Source organism: Microcoleus sp. PH2017_05_CCC_O_A, assembly GCF_020738785.1.
In the GTDB taxonomy this organism is placed as follows: Bacteria; Cyanobacteriota; Cyanobacteriia; order Cyanobacteriales; family Microcoleaceae; genus Microcoleus.
Map to the genome: position 1 here is coordinate 1 of NZ_JAEQCB010000034.1, position 25,312 is coordinate 25,312.

Sequence of the window (25,312 nt, forward strand, 5' to 3'; positions counted from 1 at the left end):
ACAATGCCAACAATTTCTCTCAAAAACTTCTCTTTTCTTCCTCTGCGTTCTCTGCGCCCTCTGCGGTTAAAAAAAATCTCATTCACAAATCAAATAAAATTGGACTAAAACTCCCTATGCCTAACCCAGAAATTCGCACAGCTAACGTCACAATTCCCAATAGAGATTTGCAAATCGCGGCTTACCTAGCCCAACCCGCCGCCGCAGGGCAATTTCCCGCTGTGATGGTGATTCAAGAAATCTTTGGCGTCAACGCACACATCCGCGAAGTTACAGAAAGAATAGCAAAGGAAGGATATGTGGCGATCGCCCCAGCCATCTACCAGCGCCAAGCCCCCGGCTTTGAAACCGGCTACACGCCCGAAGATATCAAAATCGGCAGACAATACAAAGAACAAACTACCGCATCCCAACTGCTGAGCGACATCCAAGCCGCCATCGATTACCTCAAAACCTTACCATCCGTCAAACAGCAAGGTTTTGGCTGTATCGGTTTCTGCTTTGGCGGACACGTCGCCTACCTCGCGGCGACTTTGCCCGAAATCAAGGCTACAGCGTCGTTCTACGGCGCTGGTATCGCCACTCTCACCCCCGGGGGCGGATCTCCCACGATCGATCGCACAGCGGACATTAAAGGTACTCTCTACGCCTTTTACGGCACTCAAGACGCCAGCATTCCCAAAGAACAAGTTGACCAAATTGTCGCAGAATTGCAAAAACACAGAATTCCTCACCGAATTTTCAGCTACAATGCCGATCATGGCTTCTTCTGCGACCATCGCGGCAGTTTCAACGCTACCGCAGCAGCCGAATCGTGGGTGCAAGTGAAGCAGCTATTTCAACACGAACTTCAACCAGCTTAGAGAGTGGAAGATGAGAGAGAGGGGAGAGGGGGATAGTGGGAGAGTGGGGGAACATCTTGCTTCTTGCTTCAACAACTGACAACTGTCAACTGACAACTGACAACTGTCAACTGACAACTAATTTACTGATAACTGACAACTAAACTGACATGAATTCCAAATCTACAGGTTCTCAAAGCGCAAAAGCATCTTTTTCAATGGATGATTTTGCTAAAGCCCTCGAACAGCACAATTATGAGTTCCAGAAGGGACAAGTAGTGCGCGGCAAAGTGTTCGAGTATGACTCAAATGGCGCGTATGTTGATATCGGCGGCAAGTCTTCGGCTTTTTTGCCGATCGAAGAGGCTGCTTTGAGAACGGTAACGGATTTGTCGGAAGTCGTTCCGCTAGACGAGGAACGGGAATTTTTAATTATCCGCGAACAAGATGCAGACGGCCAAGTTACTCTGTCTCTGAAACAGTTACAAATTCAGCAAGCTTGGGAAGATTTAGTTGCATTGCAGGAAACTGGTAAAGTGCTTCAGGTGCGGGTTTCTGGGGCGAATAAGGGCGGCGTGACGGTGGATGTTGAGGGAATGCGCGGTTTTATTCCCCGATCGCACTTAGCCCAACGCGATAACATAGAATCGCTGATTGGTCAATCTTTGACCGTGAATTTCTTGGAAGTCGATCGCGAACGAGAAAAACTCGTACTTTCCCAGCGGATGGCCACTCAATCTTCTGCCTTAAATCAGTTGCAAATCGGTCAATTAGTGGAAGGAACAGTCAGCAGCATCAAGCCTTTTGGCGTGTTTGTGGATTTGGAAGGAGTTAGCGGTTTGCTGCACATCAAGCAAGTCAGCCAAAAATATATTGAGAACCTCGGACAAGTTTTCACCCCCGGCCAACCCCTGAAAGCCGTGGTAGTTGACCTCGATCAAAGTCGCGGTCGAATTTCGCTTTCTACTCGGGTACTCGAAAATTATCCAGGGGAAATGGTGGATAAAATGGCGGATGTCATGGATACCGCAGAAGAGCGATCGGAACGTGCTAGAAAAACTGTTTCTTAGGTCTTAACAATTGTAAATGTCTAAGGTATGTAGTTGCGCTTCAGCGCTCTTGGTATATTAAATTTATCAAGAGCGATCGATCGCAACTACGTGCTTTTTCGGAGCGATCGATCGCAACTACGTGCCTTTCCGGAGCGCTTAGGCGGAACTAACTGCCTTTCCGGAGCGCTGAAGCGCAACTACGTACCTAAGAGCGTCCAAGCGCAACTACCTGCCTTTTTGGAGCGCTTTCATCGCAACTTTCCATTAAACAGTTTTAGCCGCAGTCGAACTTGTTTCAGTCTCAGCCTGTGCTTGCACCGTCCAAGCATTTTCCATATCTAGCGCTTGTTTCGCCTGATAAACTGGTAAGTCAAACCAGAAAGTCGTGCCCACATTAACTTCGCTAACTAAATTAATTTTAGTGTGGTGTTTGTCAATAATGTTTCTGACAATCGAAAGACCTAATCCCGTGCCTTCTAGAGTGTGGACTCGGTTTTCTACCCGGAAAAAGCGATCGAAAATTGCCTGCTGATCTTCGGGATCTATGCCAATCCCGGTATCAGAAATTTCGATCCGCACCACCGGAAAATGGCTGGTATTTGGTGGAAATTTGTGGGTTCCGGATGCGCCGTCTTCGCGTGGATGAGCATCCGACTCTAGGAAATAGGCTCGAATTGCCACCTTACCACCGGACTCGGTAAATTTTAAGGCATTTCCTACTAAATTTGCAAATACTTGCAGCAGCAAATCGTAATGACCTAAAGCTGGCGGCAAACAGGGGTCAACTTCTTGCTCTAATTCGATGCCTTTATCCCTGGCATTTAACTGATAAGTTCGCAGAGTTTGTTCGACAGCTTGGGGGAGGTCAACCGCGTCCAATTGATAAATTCGGCAGGATTCTAGGCGCGATAAGTCTAACACGTCGTTGACTAAACGAGTGAGGCGATCGGTTTCTCGATTGGCAATTTCCAGAAATTCCCGGCGTTCGCTTTCTAGAAGGTCTTCTCCGTACTCGTGGAGAGTTTCGATAAAAGATTTGATATTAAATAAAGGGGTTCTCAATTCGTGAGAAACATTGCTGATAAAATTGCTTTTAGCCTCATTTAGTTCGACTTCGCGAGTGATGTCCTGCACTGTCATGGCAATGCCTTTGAGACTGTCTCGGTACTGTCCGGAACCTTGATGCTTCGAGGTTTGCTCGTAGAATGTACACTCGATCGCGTTCGGGCGTTTTGACTCGGTACAGGTATTTTCCTCGTCGCGCACGCAGCTTTTGCACAGCGGTTCGGTGCCAGGGGCTTTGTGGAGAATTACGGTGGTTAGCAGAATCCGAATTGTGCGGTTGACTGGTTCGCTCAGAGTAATCCGAAATTCGCCGCCTTCGCGATCGCCCGCAGCGATTTCGTGCAGGGGTCTTGCTAACTCGCGCTGCACTTCCGCAGGTAAAATATTGACGACGTTAATGCCGATCGCATTTTTACCTTCCCATCCAAAAATCCGCCTCCCCGTCGGGTTGACTAAAATCACCTGCAAATTTGCATCCAGCAACAGCGCCCCATCAGCAATAGTTGAAACCAAAGTTTCTAGTTTCGCTTTTTCCGCTGTCAACTCTTCAATATTTTGTTCTTCATAACTCTCTAATTTCTCGGCCATCTCGTTAAAACTGCCGATCAACTCGCCCAATTCTCCCCCCAAAGGCAGGTCAACTCGCTGCTTAAAATTCCCGCCCGCGATATTTTTGACCCCAAATACTAATTGTTTGATCGGGTGAGTAATTGTCAGCGCATTAAATACAGCGCCCAAAATCACCATCACCCAAATCGTGACAAATACTGCTAAAGTAACATCCCTGGTTAGATTTGAAGAGATAACTGCTGCGGGATTGGGGTTAATGCCGATCGCCAAAACGCCTAAATACTTGTCCTCGTGAATTAGCGGCACAAATACGTCAGTAACTTCTCCGTCTGGCGTCAAGTGCTGCCGCACCAAAGGCAAAGAAGTTAAATTTCTCGCCTCAATGTCGGCGATAAAATTATCCGGGAGTTTAATTTGGCGGCGCAGTGTCAGGGAAGTTTGCACCTCAGATTCCGAGAAAGGTATCCCCAGAAAAATATCTCCTGCTTCGTCGCCATACAGCATATAGCGGACGCTGGAGGTGCTGCTATAAAATTGGCGGGAAAAACGGGCTACTTCGGAGCGATCGTTTTTTGCAATCAACGGCGCCACATTTGCCGCCAAGAGCAGACCGAGGTCGCGGCCGTAGCGAGTATCGTTAAGTCTGGCGTCTAGTTGGATAGTATTCACGGCCCAAAAAGTCAGGCCGCTCATAATTAACGAAACTACGAGGGTAGCACCGGCCATCAGGCGAGTCTGGAGGGTAAAATCCGACCACCAGCGGGCAATAATTTCTCCGATTTTGTTTAGTATGGCCAGCATTTGAGCAGTTCACCAGTTGAATATTAAAAGGAAGATTAATTGAGTTTGTGGTCGATCGATTTTTCTGTCGCGACTTGTCCGCTACTGCCACCGCAGATGTGCCAAACTTTATTGTGGCACTTCTACCTTGAAATTGCTCTGCTTTTGGGCGGCCAAAACCTCTATCCTCCGGGGTTTTAATTCTATCTTCTGCTTGGGGGAGTTCTAGTATCCCCAGCGTGTCGAGCTTTCGGATAGCAGCGGCCACAGCAGGCCGCAATTCCTAATTTCGATCGACACTGGGCTCGACACTGGGCTCGACACTGGGCTCGACACTGGGCTCGACACTGGGCTCGACACTGGGCTCGACACTGGGCTCGACACTGGGCTCGCCCCTTCAAATTGGATGCAATCAACTGCTGCATAAGCTTTAGAGATAGCTTGTTCCAAAGTTTCTGCAACCGCCGTGACGCCCAAAACGCGGCCGCCCTCGGTCACTAACTGCTGCTGCTTCAACTGAGTGCCGGCGTGAAACACTTCTGCACCTTTGGCTTCAGCTTCCTCGATACCTGTAATAACTTTGCCTTTTTGATAATTTCCGGGATAGCCCCCAGAAGCTAAAACCACGCAAACAGAAGCCCCAGACTTCCAGCGAATGTTGGAATATTCACCCAGACGCTGCTGACAACAAGCAAACACCAAATCTTCCAGGGGAGTTTCCAAGAGGGACAAAACCGCTTGAGTTTCGGGATCTCCAAAACGACAGTTGAATTCTAAGACTTGAAGTTCTCTTTTCGGTGTAATCATTAAACCTGCGTAGAGGACGCCCCGGTAATCGATGTTGCGCTTTTGTAGCGCAGCGAGGGTAGGTTCAAGAATTTCTGCTTGAATCCTGTCCATTAGTTTGGGCGAGACAATTGGCGCTGGGGCGTAGGCTCCCATACCGCCGGTATTGGCTCCCTTGTCGCCTTCGCCAATGGCTTTGTGGTCTTGAGCTGCCAGCAGCGGTTCTACTGTGATACCGTCGGTGAGGGCGAGAATAGAGACTTCTTGACCGGTTACATATTCTTCGACGACGACTCGGAGGTTGTCGGTGCCGAATTCGCCTCTAAAAATGGTGTTGATGGCGCTGTGAGCCATTTTGACGGTGGTAGCAACGGTGACTCCTTTGCCTGAGGCGAGTCCGTCTGCTTTGATGACTATGGGTACTCCTTGTTCCACAACATATGCTTTGGCTGCTTCTGCGCCTGTAAATACGGCAGCTTTGGGTGTTGGGATTTGTGCTTCCAGCATCAATTCTTTGGCCCAGGATTTGCTGGATTCAATTTGGGCGCCGGCTTTGTTGGGGCCGAAAATCATCAGTTTTCGCTGTTGGAAGTAGTCAACGATGCCTAGCGATAGGGGCAATTCCGGGCCGACGATGACGAGTCCGATGTTGTTCACCATCACAAAGCGTTCTATGCCTTGGAAGTCGTCGATGTTGAGCGACAGATTTTGACAGCCTTTTGTGGTAGCTGTGCCGCCGTTGCCCGGAACGCAGAATACTTGTTTAATCCGCGTAGATTCTAGCAGTTTTTTTGCGATCGCGTGTTCGCGACCTCCGTTCCCCACAACCAAAACTTTCACAGTATCCTCACCTATAAATTTTGTTCCCTGAATGTCGCATTTTCAGTGTTTGCACCTGTCTATCTGCTTTTTGCAGTGCTGTCAATTATGCCATGCTTGGCGAATCGTGAATTGCTAGATGTGGCACTTTTCTGGAGGAGTGGGGAGCGATCGCTATTTGCCGGCATCCTGGGATCGTGCAATAATTCAAGACTTTCGCCGTCGATTTTTTCTAGGTTCTGCCTCGATTAAATCGTGCAATTAGCTAAAAAAAATTGCTTTTAAATATTCAATATTTCTCATACATTCGGCTACAAATAGCGATAAAATAAACAAGTTGATACCAGGAATTTTACTCACATGAAATCTAATCAAACCGCTGCGAGTTCGCCTGCCAAATTGAAGCGGGTGGGCGTTGTCGGCGGCGGTCAGCTAGCTTGGATGATGGGAGAAGCTGCTAGCGCGCTGGGTATTGAATTGGTAGTCCAAACTCCTAATGGTGATGACCCGGCAGTTTCTGCTGCTGTGGGTGCTGTTTTGGGGGCTGTTGATGATGTTTTGGCTACGGCTTATTTGGCGGATGGCTGCGATGTTATTACTTTTGAAAATGAGTTTGTGGATTTGGATGGTTTGCGAACGCTAGAACAGCAAGGTGTGTTATTTCAGCCGAGTTTGTCGTCGCTTTCTCCTTTGTTGGATAAGTACGTGCAGCGCTGTTATTTACAAAGGTTGGGTTTGCCAACTCCCAGGTTTTGGGCGCCAGATAGTATGGCGGATTTGGATTTAGATTTGTTGCAGGAACCCCAGGGAAGGCAGATTGGAGCAGGGGCTGTGGGGCATGAACCTATGTGCGGGGAAGTTGCGATCGACAATTTAGCAATTTCTGTTTCCGACAGCACACAGATAGAACAAAACTCGGAATCTGGGCCTAGAGATTTTCCCTTTGTCGTCAAAGTTCGCCGCCACGGTTACGACGGCCAAGGTACTTTTATTGTTAAGGATCGCGAGAGTTTTGAGTCAATTAGCGCTACACTTAAAGGTCAGTCTTTGCTGGTAGAAGAGTTTGTGCCGTTCGATCGCGAGTTGGCTGCGATCGCAGCTCGATCGGCAACTGGTGAAATAGCGATTTACCCGATCGTGGAAACTCAACAGCAAAATCAGGTTTGTCGTGTAGTGATTGCCCCCGCCGATATTAGTTTAGAGGTGCAAACCGAAGCTTGTGCGATCGCCCGTACTCTCCTCAATAGCTTAGAAGCCGTCGGCGTATTCGGCATTGAATTATTTTTAACCGCCGACAATAAGCTGTTAGTCAATGAAATTGCTCCCCGCACCCACAACTCGGGACACTTTACAATCGATGCTTGCAAAACTTCACAATTTGAACAGCATTTGCGCGCAGTTTGTCAACTGCCTTTAGGTAATTGCGATCTAAAATGTGCAGGTGCTGTGATGGTAAATTTGCTGGGCTACGAGTCTGCGGAGTCAGATTATTTAGAGAAACGAAAACAACTGGCACAAATTAGCGGCGCTTTTGTACATTGGTATGGTAAGAAAGTATCCCGCCCTGGCAGGAAACTGGGTCACGTTACTGTCCTCTTCGACGGGGACTTGGGGGAGAATGAAGGAAAGTCGGCTAGTGCGATCGCTCAAACCATTGAATCTATCTGGTATGGAAGTTAAATTGCTCGAAGAGTTGCCAAAATCGAGTTAGTTGCTGTATGTTAACTACCAGCCGGGAAGTCTAAGGGTATATTTAGAGGGGATTAATCTCAATTGCTGCGCGAAGTACCCCGTTGGGAATTACTCCTTGGGATGAAAGGCTCGTCGGGTGTAGATACCGAAACCGACAATTATTCTTTTATACCCCTTGATGATCTGGAAATACTCTGATACTATATTAACAAGTGGGGGTGGAACTACCTCACTATAAAAAGCCTTTGAAAAAAAGGAAAAAGAAGCCTGCGGTCTAACTGTACTCAGTTGACAGTCAGGTTTGTTCACATAAAGGTTCTACTGCGACGTTGGTGACTGCCAATAATGTTTTTTTGATCTATAACTCTTAACTCTCGGGAATCAAGATGTTTGGACAGCAGTAAACTGGGCTTGTACCCAGAAACTTTAAGTCCGAGCCAACGGTGCCCACCTGGTAAAATACCAGGTCAAAAGCTGAGGTAAGACGGCGTTGCGGTGAACCCTTAAAATATTGATTGAGATAGGCGCTAATATGGCTAGCCTATTTTTTTTAATTTGGCATCGGGCATAGGGCATCGGGCATCGGGCATCGGGCATAGGAAATTGATTATTAATTTCGATCGCAAATAACAAATAACCAATAACCAATAACAAATAACTAATAACAAATAACTAACAACAAATAACTACTTTTCAACCTTCCCGTACCATCCAGACAAGCATCGACAAAATTGTCTCGACAGGAGGAAACGGATAATCACTGACATCAATAGTCACAACTTGCCCTTCGAGCTTCATAAATCTCCAAGCAGTACCGCTAGTTACTGAACCGTAAATAATCGGAATTGGGTTATTGTTAATTTCATTAAATCTTTGAGCCGCCACCATTTCAGCAATGCACTGCCCCAAACCGCTGTTAATGTTATCTCGCTTCGCTTCTACTAGCATAACAGCAGGTGCTTCTATCTCAAATTGCTCAGGAGAGCGACTGATTAAAAAATCGCAAACTCCGTTTAATCCCGCTGCGGTATCCACGGTGAAATCGGTGCCGGAAAATACGCTGATTTGGCGGTTCAGCAACCGTTTGACTTCCAAAAGTGCGGGGGCGATAATTAGTTCTGATTTAGCTTTTTCGGTTCCTACTGCGATCGCCCAAGGCACTGTATCTGCCAACAAACCTGCTAAAATAGCACTGGGTGCGATCGGCTCAACTTCCGGCAAAAAACGCCCGCCTTCAACTGCGGTCAATCCGAAGCTTTGCTTAACCTTTCGCAGTGTAAAATCGCTGTATGCCATGATTTTGATTTCAAATTTAATCAGATGCTATATTAACATCAATAAAAATGGTGCTTTCAATGCCCTACAGTGAATTCACACTCAGAAAAGCTAAACGCGATTTCGGCTTAACTACCGTAGAAGCAGGCAGATTTTTGCCACCAACCGAACCCATCGAGCCTAGTGTATATTTAACTGAATCCCTCATTGAAGGATTGCCGCTTGCTACAGCGACGGGTTCTGAAAAAGCGCGATCAGAACTGATTATTAGTCCTATTTTAGTCGAAGTCCGCAAGATTTTACAGCGGCAAGTGAGTCTATTTTCGGGAGAAGATTTTACTGTAGAGCCGGAGTTGGGATTGAGTGGTATCTGCGATTTTTTAATTAGTCGTTCTCCCGAACAAATATTAATCGAAGCACCAGCAATTGTGATTGTTGAAGCGAAAAAAGCCGATTTAAAAATGGGATTGGGACAGTGCGCGGCCGAGATGGTAGCAGCTCAAAAGTTTAATGAAATCAACAATATTGCGATCGGCACAATTTACGGAAGTGTCAGCAGCGGCACTGCTTGGAGATTTTTGAAGTTGGAGGCAAAAACTCTGACAATTGACCTCAATGACTATCCTGTGCCGCCTGTGGAACCGTTGCTGGGGATGTTGGTTTGGATGGTTCGCGATGGTTAGGGCGATCGGCTTTAAGTTGAATTTTAAATTAATTGCGATCGCCCCTTGCCATTCACAGCTCGCTCTGCTATTCTCTAAAAAAGACCGATAGGTCTGTCAGCACCGCTCAAAATGTCAAAAGCTCAAGAAACCAGAGAAAAAATTCTCAGGGAAGCCGCAGCACTGTTCAATCAGTACGGCTACTCAGGTTCTTCTATGTCTGACATCATGCGCGTTACAGGCTTGCAAAAAGGAGGAATTTACAACCATTTCAAGAGCAAAGATGAGTTAGCCCTGCAAGCTTTTGACTTTGCGGCTGAATGTATGCGCCGACAATATCTCGGGGCTTTGAAAGGAAAACGTCATGCGGTCGATCGGCTAAAAGCTGTTATATCTTTATTTAGGACGTTTGCCGAAAATCCTCCAATTCCAGGCGGCTGTCCCCTGTTAAATACAGCAGTTGAAAGCGATGATGCTCATCCAGCTTTGCGTCAGCGGGTGCAAATAGCAATGGATGGTTGGCGGGCTTTGATTTGCAAAATTATTAACAAAGGAATTGCTAAAGGCGAAGTTCGAGAAAATGTCGAAGCCGATGTAGTCGCAACTATTGTGATTTCAACCCTGGAAGGAGCCGTGATGATGAGTAAACTTTATGGGGATGCAATTCATGTCAAAAGAGCAATTGAGCATTTGCACGGATATCTCGACAGTCAACTTTAGAACCGAATAATTTTTTTGTTATCAAACAGACCTTTCGGTCTCAAGAGAGCAATTTCTCCTCGTTACTAGGCTCTGCCTCCAATTTTCCTCCCCAATCGAGGCAGTTTTTCAATTATTAAAAATAGACTGAGAGTACCCAAAATGCAAGCATCCAGCGAACAGAAAAGACCTTTGGAAATAGAATTAAGCTTTCCCGTACAAACTTACGATATCGACTTTGCGGGAATCGTTAGCAATATTGTTTATATCCGCTGGTTGGAAGACTTGCGGATCGCACTTGCTGATGCTTATTTTCCAGTACAGAAAATGCTGGAAAACGGTGTGGCTCCAATGCTGGTGAAAACAGCAATTGAATACAAGCAGCCGATTAATATTTTCGATAAACCAACTGGGAAAATTTGGATGAGTAAAATGAAATCGCTGAAGTGGATGATGGATGCTGAAATAATTGTAGCTGGGAAAGTCGCTGCTATCGCCCAACAATCTGGTTGTTTTATTGAACTATCAACTCGCAAACCAGTGCCGATTCCATCTGAGTTTTCTCAAGCATATTTGGCTCAACAGTAAATCGATAAATTTTCACACAAAATACTTTTTGTAGTCAGGAGTTTAGTCCTTAAATTTTACGCCGATCGTCCGAAATAATACCAATACCAAACTGCAAATATTTACAAATCTCAATTACTTTATGAATCATTCAACAATTGCCAATACCGAAGTTATCCGCCTCATCACCATCCCCATCAGTCACTACTGCGAAAAAGTGCGGTGGACCCTTGACTTGCTAAAAATTCCCTACATTGAAGAAAGACACGTACCACCTTTTCACCGATCGGCCACCAGCAAAAACGGAGGTAGCAGCGTTCCTGTTTTAGTTACCAAATCTGGCAATTTTACAGATTCAACAGATATTTTGCATTACCTCGATACAATCAGTTCATCAGGTCAGTATTTGTATCCGACAAATGTAGAAATGCGCCAAGAAGTCGAAGAACTTGAAGAGTTATTTGATGCTAAACTGGGAGCAGATACTCGAAATTGGGGATATTTTTATCGATCGGGCGATCGCAAAACAATGCGAAGAGCTTGGTGCAACAGTACCCCCGTACTTGAGCGAATAGGGTTTGAAATAGCCTTTCCGTTGATTAGCGCCAAAGTGCGGCAAGTCTACAACATAACAGCAGATTCCGCCGCCAGTTCGCTGCAAGGAATCAAAGAAATTTTTGAGATTGTCGATCGAAGATTAGCAGGTGGCAAAACCTATTTAGTAGGCGATACAATATCCGCAGCCGACATAACTTTTGCAGCGCTGGCGGCTCCGGTTTTGCTGCCGTCGGAACATCCGGTTTCGGTAGCGAAAATTGAAGAATTGCCGATCGAAATGGCAGCAGTAATTAAAGAATTGCAGTCAACTGCCGCCGGAGTTTACGCCCTCCGCTTGTATCGCGATCAGCGCCGAGTTCAGTCATCCCATCCCGATCGTCGCAAATCCAGCTTGCAGAAAGTAGCAGAAACGTGATACAGTTGAAGCTTGTGTCCAAATAACACCACTCCATGCCAAAACTCAAAACTCGCAAAGCAGCCGCAAAGCGCTTTAGAGCGACCGGCAGCGGAAAAATTGTGCGCCGCAAAGCTTACAAAAGCCACTTGCTTTCACACAAAAGTTCAGCTCGCAAAAGCCGTCTCTCTAAGCTGGTCGTCATCGATGAGACCAATGATGGTAACGTGCGGTTAATGCTTCCATACTTGTAAAGTTTAACGGAAATTCAAAGATGACACGGGTAAAACGCGGTAATGTCGCCAGAGCGCGCCGCAAAAAAATTCTCAAATTAGCCAAGGGTTTCCGCGGGGCACAGTCCAAACAGTTCCGCACAGCTAACCAACGGGTGATGCAAGCCCTGCGAAATGGTTATCGCGATCGCAAAAAACGCAAACGCGATTTCCGCCGCCTGTGGATTGCTCGGATCAATGCTGCATCGCGCCAACACGGCACGAGCTACAGCAGACTGATCGGCAACATGAAGAAAGCCAATATCGAAATCAACCGCAAAATGCTGGCACAAATGGCAATCATTGACCCCGCAACATTCGGTAAAGTCGTGGAAATGGCAAATCGAGCCGGATCGTGAAAGCTTGAATAGTTTTCAGACAGAAGAAAGCAGAAGTAGGAAAGATTTAGCTATCTGCCAGAGAAGGAAAACTCCTGATAAATCTAGGAGGTTGAGACTCATTTTCCTTCTTTGTTCTTACTTCTGGATTCTTGATTTTTCAGAAATCGCGATCGGGCTAGTCGATCGCCATTTTCGTGTTTTTATATAGTTGCCAAGGCAAATCTCACAGATTGCTAGCGGATTAAAATAAATAAAACCTTCCACAAACCAACTAACATAAAAAAACATGGATAGTAATTTGCTGATTGTTTACCTGTCAGTTTTGCTGGCTATACTCGGTAGCACTTCCTGGTTTGTTGTGCGCCAGATTTTCAAAACTCGGAAGCTGGAAATGTCCTTGGAACGCTTAGAAAATAAGCTGACCATAGAAAAAGGAACAGCACAGGAATACTACGAGTTAGGCAGTATCTATGTAGATAAGAAACTTTACTCCCAGGCGATCGTACTATTTCAAAAAGCTCTGAAAAGCCAAGAATTAGCAGGCGAAGAAGATCTAGCATTTCTTTACAACGCCCTAGGTTTTGCCCACTTCGGCCAAGAACAGTACGACATCGCGATCCGTCAGTACAAAGAAGCCCTGAAGTTGCAGCCCGACTACGTTACATCTCTCAACAATCTCGGTCACGCCTATGAGCGCAAGAAATTAACAGCTCAAGCCTTGGAAATGTACGAACAAGCTCTCACCTGCGATCCAGAAAATGCCACTGCTAAAAAGCGAGTAGAGTCCCTCAGGAAGCGTTTGGTAATCTATAATTGAGGGCCGGTGTTACGAGCAATACAGATCCCGCAAACCTGGTTTCATTCAGAAACCGGGTTTTTTCTTCCCATAATCAAAGAGACTAGACTATCGAACACCTTAATGCGTTAGTTTTTAAGAACAGGAATTCACCTAATGCGAGCGATCGCAGGCGATCCCAACAGTTTAAACTACTGTCAAGATCGAAGCAGTGCCTGCAACATCGGTCAGTCCTAAACAATTGAAGGAGGAGAACGTAGTGACATCAATTCTCGTTGTCGAAGATTCGTGGTTGACTCGCAGGGTGATCTGCAAAATCCTGCGAGCAGAAGGATACGAGACTTGGGAAGCATCGAGCGGCCCGGAAGCTCTGGAACTTCTGGCCGCTAAGACCCCAAACTGTATGCTCTTAGATTTGCTGATGCCAGAAATGGAAGGTCGCGAAGTCCTGCAAGCCATGCGCGATCGAGGATATAACATTCCAGTCATCGTCATTACCGCAGATATTCAAGCAACCACCAAATCCGAATGCATGGAACTCGGAGCCCTGGCAGTAATTCACAAAATGCCCAACTCAGACGAACTAATCGGGTGGATCAAAAAAGCTCTCAGTGCCAGCGAGGAGAGCGCCCCATGAAATTAAGCGCTCGACAGCTCGATGCTTTGCAGGAACTCGTCAACATCGGGATCGGTCAAGCAGCAGGGATTTTGAACGACATGATCGAATCTCCCATTCGCTTGCAAATTCCCTACCTCCAAATCCTGTCTCCAGCCGACGTGCAAACAGAATTAGAGCAGCACCTCAACGGCGAACAAATTTCCGCCGTCCAGCTCAAATTTACTGGTTCCTTTGGAGGCATTGCCCAGCTAGTCTTTCCCACCAACAGTGCGGCCACGCTCGTGACCATGCTGACTGGGGAAGAAGCTGGAACTCACGACCTGGATTCGGTCAAAATTGGTACGCTGAGTGAAGTAGGAAATATTGTAATCAACGGGGTCATGGGTGCAATCAGCAACGTACTTCAGCAGCGCCTGAACTACTCAATTCCCAATTACACGGAAGGGACGATCGCGACTTTGCTCACATCTGGCGGTTTGGCTGCTGATACAGTGGTTTTATTAGCCCAAACCCGTTTCATTATTGAAAGGCTTCACATTGAAGGAGATATCATCCTCATTTTCAATGTCAGTTCCTTTGACGCCTTGTTGGCTGCGATCAATCAACTTGCCGGGGGTCTATGATCGAGGAGAGCAAAACTATTGAGGAAAAGTTTGGAGTTCTCGACAGTGTACCAGTCGGCGCCTGCCTGCTGCGAGATGATTTTGTGGTGCTGTTTTGGAATGCCTGTCTGGAAGACTGGACGAAAATTGGGCGCGAGCAAATGTTGGGAACCAAGATCACAACTCATTTTCCTCACCTGAGCCAGCTCAAGTACGCAAATCGCTTCCAGCAAATCTTTGCAGGAGGCCCGCCAACAATTTTTTCTTCTCAAATTCACAAGCACCTGATTCCGGCAACTTGGCAAGAGGGCCAGCAGCGCATCCAGCAAACTACTGTGACGGCTGTCCCTGCACTTTCACCGGGCGTTGCAGAACTGAATATTCCCAACTTGATTCGATCGACTGTGGAGTTGGAACCAGATAGTATGGTGCGACAAGGAGATTCTGTTGGTGTCGCATTGCCGTCAAACTTTCGGGATTCAATTTCGCCTTACGGCTTTATCCCACCAAACTGCCAATCGTTTTACGCCCTGTTGGTAATACAAGACGTAACCGACCTCACCCACCGCATCCAAGCTTACCGCACGATGCGAGATCAAGCTTTGGAAGAAGTGGAAGTGCGCCAGCGGGTGGAAGCAGAATTGCGCGAGAGCCAGCATTTCATCCAGCAGATTGCCGATGTGGCGCCTTACTTACTCTACATTTACGACTTGACCGAACAGCGCAACGTCTATGTCAACGGTCAAGCTTCTAAGCTGCTAGGCTACACTCCCCAAGAAATTTTACAGATGCAAACAGCTTTGTATTCCAGTTTGGTGTACCCAGAAGATTTGCCGAGGCTATCCGCCCACCTGCAAAAATTTCCCTCAGTCGCAGACGGGCATATTTTGGAGTTGGACTATCGGCTCCAACACCGATCGGGCGAATGGCGCCACTTTCGCTGCCGCGATCAAGTGTTCGCCCGCACAGCAGAGGGGAAGCCCAAACAAATTTTCGGCACTGCTCAAGATATTACCGAGTACAAGCAGGCAGAAGAGGCGCTGCGACAACAAAACGAACGGGAACTGCTGATGGCGACGATTACTCAGCACATCCGCCAGTCTCTAGATTTGGGCGAAGTGCTCAGCACGACAGTGACAGAAGTGCGCCAGTTCCTTCAGGCCGATCGAGTGATGATCGTCCGCTTTAACCCCTGTACGGGCAGTCACTGCGCCACACCCCCGACGGGGGCGGTGACAGTGGAATCTGTAGCACTCAACTGTCGGCCGATGCTGGGAGAAACCCTGGAAAATTTCTGTTTTGACGAGTTCTATCTTGAAGCCTACCAACATCGGGCGATCCGACCGATCGCGGATGTCTCCGCCGCCGATTTGCCGCACGCTCAAATTGACTTGCTCGCACAATTTGAAGTCAGAGCTTATTTGGTAGTACCGCTAGTGCAAGGGGAGGAATTGTGGGGACTGCTGATGGCTCACCAGTGCAGTCCCCGACAGTGGATGCAGTTGGAAGTCGAGTTATTGTCTTCTCTGGCCACTCAGTTGGCGATCGCGATCAAACAAGCAGAACTCTACCAGCAGTTGCAAGCAGCCAACCTCAAGTTAGAGCGTTTAGCAACTTTAGACGAACTCACGCAGCTAGCAAACCGCCGTCGGTTCGATCAGTATTTAGACAGGGAGTGGCGCCGACAAGCGCGGGAACAAACACCTCTGTCCCTAATTTTGTGCGATATTGATTCTTTTAAAACTTATAACGATACCTACGGACATCCAAAGGGAGACGAGTGTTTGCGGCAAGTCGCCCAGGCGATCGGCAAAGCAATTAATCGCCCTGCCGATTTAGTAGCTCGCTACGGAGGCGAAGAATTTGCCGTTATTTTGCCGAATACGGCGAGTGAAGGGGCCGAGCTGGTAGCCGAACACATACAGCTCAAAATCGCAGCTTTACAGATTCCTCACGCTGGTTCTCAGGTGAGCAACTACGTCACTGTCAGTCTGGGGATAGCGACTATGGTTCCTATCTCTGAATCCGAAGCCTCTATGGTGATTGACGCAGCCGACGCAGCAGCGAGTACGGTTCCTGCATCTAAATCCCTAGCCTCGATATTGATTGACGCAGCCGACGCAGCGCTGTACCAAGCCAAAGATCTCGGGCGCGATCGCATCCAAGTTTACCAACCAGACCCTCCCACAGCCAAAACCAACGGCACAGCCCCTCCCGTGCGCCCGGTTGACTTTTCCCTACCCAATACTAATTTCCCCTCACCCACAAGCGCTTGACTTCTGCCAATATTTGTGAATTCGGAATAGACACTGACCCGAATCCGGCACTAATACCATTAAATATTTTAGATTAAATATTTTAAATTAAATATTTTAGAATGACTTATCACTATCAGGCTTTCGAGCTTGCCTACAGTTACATTCTTTTTTTTACCGCTATAACTTCAACACCGGAGACATTTTTATTCTAGCATTTTGGAACCAGCTTTGGCAAGAAAAAGTCTCAAATACAATCAGTTTTTTCTGACAATTTTACTGACTTTATCACTTGTTTGACCGAGAATGCTCCCAGTATAGATTAAAGTTTAATATCAAGTCCGCTGCTACCAAACTTGTATGGTAGGCTTCGATCGCAATTAGCAATAGAACAATGCCACCAATTAAAGAAAGTTAAACCAGGAATTAAGTCTTGACAGCGATGAAATAGTACCTTTTTGGCTACCAATCTTATAGCGTTCCAGCCAGATAGTATGGTACCAAGTGAGATCGATCGGGTCGGATTCCTAACCGTAGTTGCCTTCAACTTCTTCTACTGAAAGATGTGGTTCAACAACCAGACGCTTGACCATAATTGTACGATCGCACGCTCTTCACCACACCGCCATTATAGCCAGGACGGTGCGACCGGACTTGATATGAGTAAAATTCAAAAAAGTCAAAAGTAATAAAGCTTTCAGTAAAAACAAGATTTTTTACTTTTGACTTTTGACTTTTGACTTTTTAGCACATCGAGTATCAAACTCAAAACTCAAAACTCTTAAGGTGCTGCCGCCGCCCTGCGGTTGGCAACAATCAGATTTGCCTGGTACTCTGCCGCTTTTTGCTGAGCCTTTGAATGGTTGGGGCTAGTTGACGGCACGGCTCTCATAAGCTGAACCGCTTTCTGCCATTCGCTTGCTACCGCAATCCACTCTGCTTGAGATTGAGCCGTCTGTGCCAAAACTGCCGCCTTCTGAGCGTTGTTAACGCCTTCCCTCCAAGAGTCAGGCTTAGGCGCGGCGGCTTTTGGTGCAGGAGATGCTGCTTTTGGCGCAGGAGATGCTGCCTTGGGCGCAGGAGGTTTGGGAACAGGGCTCGCGGGCGTAGCAGCATTAGTGGGAGCGGCTTTTGGTGCAGTAGGAGATGCTGCCTGTGGGGCCTCGCCAGATGCGCTGGGAGATGGAGATGTGGCTTTAGACGCAGGAGATGTGGCTTTTTTGGGGGAGGGCGAAGCTGCTTCGGGGGCGCTCGGTTCAGGGTTCGAGCCGCCACCGAAGGGGAAATTTCCAGTCAAGTAAAGCGCTGCGATCGCCCCCAAAGGCACTAAGATACCCACAGGTATTGCCCATTTTGGGAATTGTTTTTTCGGAGGGGGGGCTACATCTTCGTCTTCGTCTTCCTCGTCGTCTTCCTCGTCGTCATCTGGATCGAATTGTCCCTCTTGATAATAGTCTTCGCCATCGGGTTCGACATCATCTAAACCTACAGAGTCGTCAGGCATTCCAGTATCCGAGGCATAAAGCATTGGATCTGCTGGCATCAGATCTATTTCATCTTCCCACGCAGGGGAGCCGTCACCTGTGCGACGCCCGTAAACTTTGACAGTGTGAATTGATTCGACTCCCAAATTCGTCATCCCGCTGCGGATGAAATCCACCAATGCCATTTGACTCGGTACTTTGCCTGACTCCAGAGTTATGTGGAGGCAGCCGTTGTCCCGCGTCACATCGGCGTTGATGCCTTTGGGTTTGAGTGTACGGTTGATGCTAGATGCGATCGCTTTTGGATCGCCCTGCTTCAGAAGTTCCCGCAGGTTCTGTTGTGTCATGGGTAGCGCTCTTTTTTTTGGGGGGGGTGGAGAGCCGGCAAATAATATTAATCGATCGGCGTTCGGCGGCGGACAATATTTATTTACCACATTAACTTCTACTGTGGCATTCTGAGATTATTTCTCGTAGCTATTGAGATTTTTGCGCGCGATCGGATATCCAGCATATATCCGATCGCGCAATTTGTTGTAAAAATTTACCAGAAAGAATTGGTTTAAAGCCCGCCCGCCCGATCGGGAGAAATTAAAAGAAGCCTATTCATTACTCCAATCCTTTTCCTTCCAGGTAGAGGTCGCCCTCAAACTGTCAACTGTCAACTGTCAACTGTCAACTGACTGAAAGTCACGGCCCGCTCCTGCTGGGCTGTCTCTCCTCACCGAAACAAGCTAGAAAGTTCTATTACTTTGGTTTGCAGGGTTGAGACTTCTTCCCGGCCCCGCTTTAAAGAAGCTTCTAACTCTAGCAGCAAAGGCAAACTTTTTTGTAGTTTTTCTAAGCTGGCGTTCTTGACTTCTTGGCGAAAATAGTATACTCGTTTCGGATTGCCGAGGTCTAGAGCTTGAGCAATTTTATCATCGCGATCGCCCGCTTGGATCATTGCCTTCACCCACAGCCAAATCCGAAACTTACCAGTCAAGCCCGCCACAATCCTCAAACCAGGTTCGCTCTGAGCCGTTAAGCCCGCCAATAACTCTAAAGCAGCGGAAGTCTTGCCCTCGCGAATCGCATCGGCTAGCTGGAAGGTATTCTGGGCGTTACAGTGCACCAGTGCGGCGACTTCCTCGGGGTTGAGAGGTTGACTGCGATTGCCGGCAAACAGCAGCAATTTTTCGAGTTCGCTGTATAGCCCGCGCGTATCGCTACCGATGGATTCGGCTAAAAGTTCGATCGCCGTGGCGGTCAATTTGACATTCATTTCGCCGGCGACTTGGCGCACCCGCTGGGCTAACTCTTTTTCATTCCAAGGCGGAATCGGTGAAAATTCTCGGAATTCGGCGGACTTGGCGATTAACTTGGTAGATTTGAGCCGGCTGTCGGGTTTTTTGACAGATGTCAGCAGCAATACGGTACTAGGGGAAATTACTGGCAGCGTCCGTTCCAATTGGGCTAAAAGTTCCGCAGAGCACTGCTGCGTTACAGTCGTATTTGCCAGCCAGACAAAACGGCTGCCGGTGCCGAAGGGTGGCGTTAAAGCTCGATCGAGTCCTTCAACCACAGCGTCGGGTCGATCGGCAACAATCTTGTCATAGTTAAAACTAGCCCAGTTGGGGTCGAGGACTGAGGAGCGCAAACTTGTGACTGCTTGCGCGATCGCAAAGTCGTCTTCCCCCCAAAACAGGTAAATTGGCATATTTCAAGTTCAGCAGCCCAAAAAATCAGATTTGCACGATCCCGAAGTCCAACATATCCTGAATCAGACTGTTGATACAAAGTAAATGATTTTCTAGAAACTTCTTGAATAATTAGGTAAAAGCTGGTAGTGTAGATTGAGAAAAAAATGCTTTAGCGACTAAAACAGCTAAGACCATGGTCACTTTGAGTCATTATCATTTCCAGCAAATGTTGAAGCATCAAGCTGCTGTTAAATGGCAGTTTTGTAGTAGGCATAACGGAAGAATACACATCAAAAACCTGTTCAAAGTGTGGACATAAATTCAAATGGCGCTTTCAATATCCTGTTGAAAGCTTTGAGAGATACCTCCTTGACAGGAGAGCTGGCAGCTTTTTCTGTATTGCCATACACGGTAGTATCAGGCTTAGTCCTGGATTTGCCGGGTTAAATGTATCTGTTGAAAGCCCGCACCATAATATAAAATTTGGTGTGGCAGTATTTCACCGCGAGGAAATCAAGATTGGATGATACTTATCAAGCTTACGTAAATCGGGTGGCGCGAATGACGCTGCTGGACTCCTACAAGTCCCAGGTGGAACACATTCAGGAATCTCCAAAATTTAAGCCTGATGAAGCCGGTCACAGAACTCCTGTACCTTTTCCGGGTTATTCGGTGATTACGCCACCTGCGGGGGAAGATGCAGACAATACTGCACTTTATACTAATTTACACTCAGTCCAACAACGGCTATTGCAGGAAATCGCGGACGGTGCGATCGTAGCACTGCCTCCTGATAGCTTCCATTTAACCGTCGCCGATCTGATTTGGAGCAGCGCTTTTCGAGATGCCTCTGAGAAAAATCCAGAATTTGAGGGTCAACTGCGCGGGCGCATGAAAGATGGTTTTGCGGCCTGCAAACCCTTGGCGGGCGGCTCTCCCATACGCTGGACGGTGCTGGGGTTGATGGTGATGACTAGGGCTGTAGGTGTCTGTTTGGCACCGACGGACGAAAACTCTTACAAGCAAATTCTGGAGTTTCGTCGATCGATCTATCAAAATCCCGATTTAATTGCCTTGGGAATTGAACAGCAATATCATTTTACGGCACACATTACTCTGGCTTATTTTGGGGATACCGGGCCGAACCTAGACCGCGCTCATTTTTCTGCCCTGATGGCTGAGTTAAACGACCAATGGCTCGACACGCCCCAGGATCTGTGGGTGCACAAAGCCGAACTGCGGAAGTTTGACGATATGACTAGCTACGTGCGGCAACCGGATTGGCCTGTTTTTGAGTTTTGACCACGAAGGAAGAAGGAAGAAGGAAGAGGGAAGAGGGAAGAAGGAAGGAAGAGGGAAGAAGGAAGGAAGAGGGAAGAAGGAAGAAAGAGGTTCGAGCGAAGTTCGGCAACGAGCAAAGTACGGAATTTAACCGATACAAGCCAGAATTATGAGGAATCAAGGAAGATTTTCCCAATTCTTCCCCCTCTTCCCTCTCCCCCTCTCCCAATTCTTCCCCCTCTCCCCCTCTCCTCCTCTCCCCCCTCTCCCCCTCTCCCCCTCTCCTCTGTCCCAACCTTCAAAATACTGCTTATAAAATGCTTTAATTATTCTGACTTGACAACAAAATCAAGCAAAAAATTCATGAGAAACCAGGAAAAATCAGTAATTCTGGTTTTTTAATTTTTAATGCAAAAGTGACTGTACACGTTGTTGGTATTGGTTTAGATGGAGCTGCTGGGCTGAGCGAATCGGCGCGGCAGGTTGTAGAAATGGCCGCTCTGCTCATCGGGAGCGATCGGCATTTGAGCTATTTTCCCCAGCAATCCTGCGAGCGCTGGGCGTTGGAAGATTTAACCGAAGCAATTCTGGAAATTAGGCGTTGGTTGGCCGCAGATGCGAATTTAGAGCCAGATGCAGGGACTTTTTCGCCCCCCTCCACCCCCTCGCATCAACTGATTGTAATTTTAGTAGCCGGAGACCCGCTGTTCCACGGCTGGGGAAAGTTGCTCATTTCCCAACTGCCGCCGGATAAATTGACTTTTCACCCCCATGCAAGCTGCGTGCAGTTGGCCTTTAACCGCTTGCACATCCCTTGGCAGGATGCTCATTTTGTGGGTTCCCAGGGACGTTTTTTTGAGGAACTGACGGCAAAACTCAAGCTGGGTGTTGAGAAAATTGCGGTACTCGCAGACGAAACTCGCACTCCGGCGGCGATCGCAAGTTTGGTGAAAGCTCTGGATTTGCCCACACGCTACCAGTTTTGGGTTGGCGAAAATTTGGGTTCCGCCGAAGAGCGCGTGGGTTACAAGTCTCTGGAAGCTTTGCTGGGAGAGGATTTTGCACTTCTGAGCGTGGTGGTGATGCTGCGGTACTCCCCGCCGACAGAAGCTTTGGATTTGGGAAAGTTGCCTTTGTTGGGCATTCCCGATGCAGCTTTTATCGGTTGTGGCGACAGGCCTGGTTTGACGGTTGAACGGGAAGTGCGGGTGTTGGTACTGGCACAATTGGCTTTGCAACCCGAACAAGTTGTCTGGGATGTGGGTGCTGGTAACGGTTCTGTCTCGATCGAGATTGCTCGTTTATTCCCGCAGTCCGAAGTATACGCGATCGAACAAACGGTTTCTGGCACTTCTGCGATCGAACTCAATTGTCGCCGTTTTGAGTTGCAAAATGTGTTTTCGATTCACGGAACCGCCCCGGAAATCTTGCACCGCTTGCGTCCGCCGCACCGGATTTTTATCGGTGGTAGCGGTGGAGGGTTGACTAAAATTTTGGGCGTTTGCGCTCTGCGGCTGCTCGCTGGAGGGTCGATCGTCCTAGCTTTGGATGTTTTTGAGGATATTGCTACTGTTTTAAGCTGGATTGGCGATCGGGTGCGCCGGGAACCGCACTGGAGTTACCGCATCGTGCAGGTGCAGTTATCGCGTTCTGTGTCTGGGGGCAGTTTGACTCGTTTTGATGCGTTGAATCCAATTTCGATTGTGACGATCGATCGACATTTGAATTAATTCTAGAATTTTAACCGCAGATGAACGCAGATGAACGCAGATGAATCGCTGCATAATATCCCGTCTTCTCGAAGGCTCGCACCTAATAATGGTGATTTTTCAGGACATGATATTATGATAGCTTAGATAATAGGTTTGCTCGCTGAGTAGACTAGGGTGCAAATTGATTAAATCAACTCAATGACCGCAGCAAATTAAATTAAATTAAGGTACTAGAATTGTGCAAATAAATCAGCTAGGGTTCCTATTTGTTGATGTTGTACTCTCGGCGATCGCCCTGATCGTTCTAATTCCGGTTGCAGTTCTATTCCTAGAATGCTGTGCAGCTTTCCTGTCCAGCTTTGGCACTACAGCGGAAACTGAAGAACCCCGCCCCAAAGTAGCAGTTTTAATTCCCGCCTACAACGAAGCAGCAGGAATAGCCGCCACCATCTCCACTATATTGCCACAGCTAACACCTCAAGACCGGCTGTTAGTGATTGCTGACAACTGCACCGACGCCACAGCAGAAATCGCCCGCAACAGCGGTGCAAGTGCGATCGAGCGCCACGACACAGAACGCAAGGGGAAGGGATACGCCCTAGATTTCGGCTTGACTGCGATCGCCTCAGACCCCCCAGAAGTGATCATCATGGTTGACGCCGACTGCATTTGTCAGCCGGACGCGATCGACAAATTAGCCCGGGTGGCAATGGCAGAACAAAGGCCAGTCCAAGCAACATATTTAATGGAACAGCCGCCCAATCCTACCCCAAAAGATTCGATTTCTGCCTTAGCATTTCTAGTGAAAAACCTAGTCCGGCCGAGCGGATTAAAACAGTTAGGATTCCCGTCATTGCTAACAGGTACGGGCATGGCTTTTCCGTGGTTAATCATTCGAGATGTTCCCTTAGCCAGCAGCAATATCGTCGAAGATATGCAAATGAGCTTGGATTTGGCGATCGCCGGACATCCAACGGTATTCTGCCCCGAAGCCCGAGTCACCGGATGTTTGCCGCAGCAGGAACAAGTAGCTAAAACTCAAAGAACCAGATGGGAACACGGACACTTACAAACCTTGCTAACTCAAACTCCCAGGCTGGCGACAGCTTCGATCGAGCAACAGCGTTTTGACTTAATGGCGATCGCCCTCGACTTAGCCGTCCCTCCCCTATCCCTTTTAGTTGCTATCTGGCTAGCCGCTTTTGTCGCCTCAATACTAGCAGCAATTATCGGAGCATCCGCGATTCCCGCCATATTATTAGGAGTACAAGGACTGCTAATTTTAGTTTCAATTGTCAGCGCTTGGGCAAAATTTGGGCGTGCCGACATTTCCGGCGCAACTCTATTATCTGTTCCTTTTTACATCCTGTGGAAAATCCCTTTATATCTGGGTTTTATCCTGAAGCGGCAAACCAAATGGGTACGCACGGAACGCGATGTTTAGTATTCGGTAATATTCCGTAGGGTGCGTCAGCCAAATAGTTGATGCAACTCGAAACTCTTGTTCCTGACGCACCTTAGGATGACGACTGTAAGTTATTTTTTGATCCGAGATTTGAAAGTATTAGATAAGCGTTGACGTAGCCGATCCGTTTGTTGCCCTATCAAAACACTCATCAAAACAATTCCCATCCCAATCAGTTGAATTGGCGTAAGTGTTTGGTGTAGTAAGACGAATCCCAGTAGTGTTGCTACTACAGGACTCATCAACCCTAGCGATGCCACAGCCGATGTTTTGAGTTTATCAATCCCCCGAAACCAAAGTGCATAAGCAACTCCAGTGCCGACTAAGCCCAGGTAAACGAAGCCCAATAGGTTAGTTGTTGAGATATGAGTTATTGGCCCTTCGATCGCTAGGGCGATCGGCAGCAGAACGATTCCACCAACTGTTAACTGCCATGCTGTAAAAACAAGTAGAGAAACTGGGCGTTTCCAACGTTTGACTAGCACCGTTCCCAGACCCATTGTTGCAGCTCCAGCGATCGCAGCAACAATGCCAATGCTATCAAGACGCGCATTAGGGCCCAGAACCAGCAACCCGACACCAATAAAGCCTGCGATCGCCACCACAATAGACAGCTTAGACGGTTTTTCATTCAATATTAACGAAGAAAATAATACGACTAATAAAGGTTGGATTGCGCCTGCCGTTGCAGCAACGCCACCCGGAAGGCGATAAGCAGCGACAAATAATAGTGCTTGAAAAATTCCGATATTGAGGCTACCCAAGAGCAGAATACGCCACCACCAAATACCTTTGGGCAGTTGTCTAAACCAGGCTGCTAGCAGAATACCGATGGGGAGCGATCGCAAAGCAGCCACTAATAGCGGATGGTTAGGGGGCAGGAGTTCAGTCGCTACAACATAAGTTGTTCCCCAGATCATCGGCGCCAGAGCAGTCAGCAGAATATCAGAGAGGCGAACAGTAGCTGTCTTCACAATTTTATCTTAACGTCAAGATACTTGATGCCAAGATTCTAGCATTTATCTTGATGTTAAGATGGTTG

Annotated in this window: 22 protein-coding genes, 1 other RNA gene and 2 pseudogenes; 18 read left to right on the top strand and 7 right to left on the bottom strand. The window is 47.6% G+C overall.

Annotated features, from left to right (window positions below; genetic code table 11):
- The first annotated feature begins 116 nt into the window (after positions 1-116).
- Positions 117-863, top strand: coding sequence for a dienelactone hydrolase family protein (locus JGK20_RS09975; RefSeq protein ID WP_293230275.1), 747 nt, complete (start codon positions 117-119; stop codon positions 861-863).
- Between the two features lie 149 nt (positions 864-1,012).
- Positions 1,013-1,912 (top strand): S1 RNA-binding domain-containing protein, encoded by a 900-nt coding sequence (locus JGK20_RS09980; RefSeq protein ID WP_293230277.1) that lies wholly within the window; start codon positions 1,013-1,015, stop codon positions 1,910-1,912.
- Between the two features lie 246 nt (positions 1,913-2,158).
- Here JGK20_RS09980 and JGK20_RS09985 read toward each other — a convergent pair whose 3' ends face one another.
- From JGK20_RS09985 to purD, 3 genes and pseudogenes are all read right to left on the bottom strand, one after another.
- Positions 2,159-4,330, bottom strand: coding sequence for a HAMP domain-containing sensor histidine kinase (locus tag JGK20_RS09985; protein ID WP_293184720.1), 2,172 nt, complete (start codon positions 4,328-4,330; stop codon positions 2,159-2,161).
- Positions 4,331-4,592: 262 nt separating this feature from the next.
- A pseudogene (locus tag JGK20_RS34490) lies at positions 4,593-4,658 on the bottom strand (hypothetical protein); the annotation flags it as partial.
- Positions 4,659-4,702: 44 nt separating this feature from the next.
- Positions 4,703-5,935: pseudogene (purD, locus tag JGK20_RS09990) on the bottom strand (phosphoribosylamine--glycine ligase); the annotation flags it as partial.
- 339 nt (positions 5,936-6,274) lie between these two features.
- Here purD and JGK20_RS09995 point away from each other — a divergent pair.
- Together JGK20_RS09995 and ssrS are read left to right on the top strand one after the other, a co-directional pair.
- Positions 6,275-7,594, top strand: a complete 1,320-nt coding sequence (locus JGK20_RS09995) for a 5-(carboxyamino)imidazole ribonucleotide synthase (RefSeq protein WP_293184715.1) — start codon at positions 6,275-6,277, stop codon at positions 7,592-7,594.
- A gap of 327 nt (positions 7,595-7,921) precedes the next feature.
- A non-coding RNA gene (ssrS, locus tag JGK20_RS10000) (6S RNA) lies at positions 7,922-8,109 on the top strand.
- A gap of 190 nt (positions 8,110-8,299) precedes the next feature.
- On the opposite strand, the gene JGK20_RS10005 is transcribed toward ssrS, so the two are convergent.
- Positions 8,300-8,902: a hypothetical protein gene (locus tag JGK20_RS10005; RefSeq protein ID WP_293190545.1), complete on the bottom strand. Its 603-nt coding sequence runs from the start codon at positions 8,900-8,902 to the stop codon at positions 8,300-8,302.
- A gap of 59 nt (positions 8,903-8,961) precedes the next feature.
- Here JGK20_RS10005 and JGK20_RS10010 point away from each other — a divergent pair, with 59 nt between their 5' ends.
- From JGK20_RS10010 to JGK20_RS10055, 10 genes are all read left to right on the top strand, one after another.
- The gene (locus tag JGK20_RS10010) at positions 8,962-9,564 is read left to right on the top strand and encodes a hypothetical protein (protein WP_293184708.1); all 603 of its coding nucleotides are present in this window, start codon (positions 8,962-8,964) and stop codon (positions 9,562-9,564) included.
- Between the two features lie 111 nt (positions 9,565-9,675).
- The gene (locus JGK20_RS10015; protein WP_293196902.1) at positions 9,676-10,263 is read left to right on the top strand and encodes a TetR/AcrR family transcriptional regulator; all 588 of its coding nucleotides are present in this window, start codon (positions 9,676-9,678) and stop codon (positions 10,261-10,263) included.
- Between the two features lie 141 nt (positions 10,264-10,404).
- The gene (locus JGK20_RS10020; protein WP_293184703.1) at positions 10,405-10,830 is read left to right on the top strand and encodes a thioesterase family protein; all 426 of its coding nucleotides are present in this window, start codon (positions 10,405-10,407) and stop codon (positions 10,828-10,830) included.
- Positions 10,831-10,951: 121 nt separating this feature from the next.
- On the top strand, positions 10,952-11,782 hold the full coding sequence (locus tag JGK20_RS10025; RefSeq protein WP_293230281.1) for a glutathione S-transferase family protein: 831 nt from the start codon (positions 10,952-10,954) through the stop codon (positions 11,780-11,782).
- A 35-nt stretch (positions 11,783-11,817) separates the two neighbouring features.
- The gene (rpmI, locus tag JGK20_RS10030) at positions 11,818-12,015 is read left to right on the top strand and encodes a 50S ribosomal protein L35 (protein WP_293126590.1); all 198 of its coding nucleotides are present in this window, start codon (positions 11,818-11,820) and stop codon (positions 12,013-12,015) included.
- 20 nt (positions 12,016-12,035) lie between these two features.
- Complete coding sequence (gene rplT / locus JGK20_RS10035; protein ID WP_293148587.1) at positions 12,036-12,392, top strand: 50S ribosomal protein L20; 357 nt, start codon at positions 12,036-12,038, stop codon at positions 12,390-12,392.
- Positions 12,393-12,660: 268 nt separating this feature from the next.
- Positions 12,661-13,191 carry a tetratricopeptide repeat protein gene (locus JGK20_RS10040; RefSeq protein ID WP_293184697.1) on the top strand — a complete coding sequence of 177 codons (531 nt, stop codon included), beginning with the start codon at positions 12,661-12,663 and terminating at the stop codon, positions 13,189-13,191.
- A gap of 238 nt (positions 13,192-13,429) precedes the next feature.
- Complete coding sequence (locus JGK20_RS10045) at positions 13,430-13,807, top strand: response regulator (RefSeq protein ID WP_293184695.1); 378 nt, start codon at positions 13,430-13,432, stop codon at positions 13,805-13,807.
- A complete protein-coding gene (locus JGK20_RS10050) occupies positions 13,804-14,412 on the top strand; it encodes a chemotaxis protein CheC (RefSeq protein ID WP_293148579.1) in 609 nt (202 codons plus the stop codon). The genes JGK20_RS10045 and JGK20_RS10050 overlap by 4 nt, the downstream gene beginning before the upstream one ends.
- The gene (locus JGK20_RS10055) at positions 14,409-16,667 is read left to right on the top strand and encodes a diguanylate cyclase (protein WP_293184692.1); all 2,259 of its coding nucleotides are present in this window, start codon (positions 14,409-14,411) and stop codon (positions 16,665-16,667) included. The genes JGK20_RS10050 and JGK20_RS10055 overlap by 4 nt, the downstream gene beginning before the upstream one ends.
- A gap of 760 nt (positions 16,668-17,427) precedes the next feature.
- On the opposite strand, the gene JGK20_RS10060 is transcribed toward JGK20_RS10055, so the two are convergent.
- The gene (locus tag JGK20_RS10060) at positions 17,428-18,477 is read right to left on the bottom strand and encodes a hypothetical protein (RefSeq protein ID WP_293207012.1); all 1,050 of its coding nucleotides are present in this window, start codon (positions 18,475-18,477) and stop codon (positions 17,428-17,430) included.
- A gap of 374 nt (positions 18,478-18,851) precedes the next feature.
- On the bottom strand, positions 18,852-19,829 hold the full coding sequence (gene holA, locus JGK20_RS10065; protein WP_293212411.1) for a DNA polymerase III subunit delta: 978 nt from the start codon (positions 19,827-19,829) through the stop codon (positions 18,852-18,854).
- Positions 19,830-20,373: 544 nt separating this feature from the next.
- On the opposite strand from holA, the gene JGK20_RS10070 reads away from it, so the two are divergent.
- The 4 genes from JGK20_RS10070 to JGK20_RS10085 all read left to right on the top strand — a co-directional run bounded on the left by JGK20_RS10070 (position 20,374) and on the right by JGK20_RS10085 (position 24,249).
- On the top strand, positions 20,374-21,114 hold the full coding sequence (locus JGK20_RS10070; protein ID WP_293184776.1) for a DUF1868 domain-containing protein: 741 nt from the start codon (positions 20,374-20,376) through the stop codon (positions 21,112-21,114).
- Positions 21,111-21,266 carry a hypothetical protein gene (locus tag JGK20_RS10075; protein WP_293184683.1) on the top strand — a complete coding sequence of 52 codons (156 nt, stop codon included), beginning with the start codon at positions 21,111-21,113 and terminating at the stop codon, positions 21,264-21,266. Before JGK20_RS10070 ends, JGK20_RS10075 begins: the two co-directional genes overlap by 4 nt.
- A 243-nt stretch (positions 21,267-21,509) precedes the next feature.
- The gene (gene cbiE, locus JGK20_RS10080; protein WP_293230284.1) at positions 21,510-22,823 is read left to right on the top strand and encodes a precorrin-6y C5,15-methyltransferase (decarboxylating) subunit CbiE; all 1,314 of its coding nucleotides are present in this window, start codon (positions 21,510-21,512) and stop codon (positions 22,821-22,823) included.
- A gap of 220 nt (positions 22,824-23,043) precedes the next feature.
- Positions 23,044-24,249, top strand: coding sequence for a glycosyltransferase family 2 protein (locus JGK20_RS10085; protein ID WP_293230287.1), 1,206 nt, complete (start codon positions 23,044-23,046; stop codon positions 24,247-24,249).
- 92 nt (positions 24,250-24,341) lie between these two features.
- Here JGK20_RS10085 and JGK20_RS10090 read toward each other — a convergent pair whose 3' ends face one another.
- A complete protein-coding gene (locus tag JGK20_RS10090; protein WP_293184674.1) occupies positions 24,342-25,244 on the bottom strand; it encodes an EamA family transporter in 903 nt (300 codons plus the stop codon).
- Positions 25,245-25,312 lie beyond the last annotated feature (68 nt).

Excerpts from the sequence above, each read along its gene's own strand:
- JGK20_RS10055 (WP_293184692.1), top strand. The coding sequence starts at position 14,409 with ATGATCGAGGAGAGCAAAACTATTGAGGAAAAGTTTGGAGTTCTCGAC.
- JGK20_RS10010 (WP_293184708.1), top strand. The coding sequence starts at position 8,962 with ATGCCCTACAGTGAATTCACACTCAGAAAAGCTAAACGCGATTTCGGC.
- JGK20_RS10050 (WP_293148579.1), top strand. The coding sequence starts at position 13,804 with ATGAAATTAAGCGCTCGACAGCTCGATGCTTTGCAGGAACTCGTCAAC.
- JGK20_RS10070 (WP_293184776.1), top strand. The coding sequence starts at position 20,374 with ATGACGCTGCTGGACTCCTACAAGTCCCAGGTGGAACACATTCAGGAA.
- JGK20_RS10040 (WP_293184697.1), top strand. The coding sequence starts at position 12,661 with ATGGATAGTAATTTGCTGATTGTTTACCTGTCAGTTTTGCTGGCTATA.
- holA (WP_293212411.1), bottom strand. The coding sequence starts at position 19,829 with ATGCCAATTTACCTGTTTTGGGGGGAAGACGACTTTGCGATCGCGCAA.
- JGK20_RS10025 (WP_293230281.1), top strand. The coding sequence starts at position 10,952 with ATGAATCATTCAACAATTGCCAATACCGAAGTTATCCGCCTCATCACC.
- JGK20_RS09995 (WP_293184715.1), top strand. The coding sequence starts at position 6,275 with ATGAAATCTAATCAAACCGCTGCGAGTTCGCCTGCCAAATTGAAGCGG.
- JGK20_RS09980 (WP_293230277.1), top strand. The coding sequence starts at position 1,013 with ATGAATTCCAAATCTACAGGTTCTCAAAGCGCAAAAGCATCTTTTTCA.
- JGK20_RS10005 (WP_293190545.1), bottom strand. The coding sequence starts at position 8,902 with ATGGCATACAGCGATTTTACACTGCGAAAGGTTAAGCAAAGCTTCGGA.
- JGK20_RS10060 (WP_293207012.1), bottom strand. The coding sequence starts at position 18,477 with ATGACACAACAGAACCTGCGGGAACTTCTGAAGCAGGGCGATCCAAAA.
- JGK20_RS10020 (WP_293184703.1), top strand. The coding sequence starts at position 10,405 with ATGCAAGCATCCAGCGAACAGAAAAGACCTTTGGAAATAGAATTAAGC.
- JGK20_RS09975 (WP_293230275.1), top strand. The coding sequence starts at position 117 with ATGCCTAACCCAGAAATTCGCACAGCTAACGTCACAATTCCCAATAGA.
- rplT (WP_293148587.1), top strand. The coding sequence starts at position 12,036 with ATGACACGGGTAAAACGCGGTAATGTCGCCAGAGCGCGCCGCAAAAAA.
- JGK20_RS10015 (WP_293196902.1), top strand. The coding sequence starts at position 9,676 with ATGTCAAAAGCTCAAGAAACCAGAGAAAAAATTCTCAGGGAAGCCGCA.
- rpmI (WP_293126590.1), top strand. The coding sequence starts at position 11,818 with ATGCCAAAACTCAAAACTCGCAAAGCAGCCGCAAAGCGCTTTAGAGCG.
- JGK20_RS09985 (WP_293184720.1), bottom strand. The coding sequence starts at position 4,330 with ATGCTGGCCATACTAAACAAAATCGGAGAAATTATTGCCCGCTGGTGG.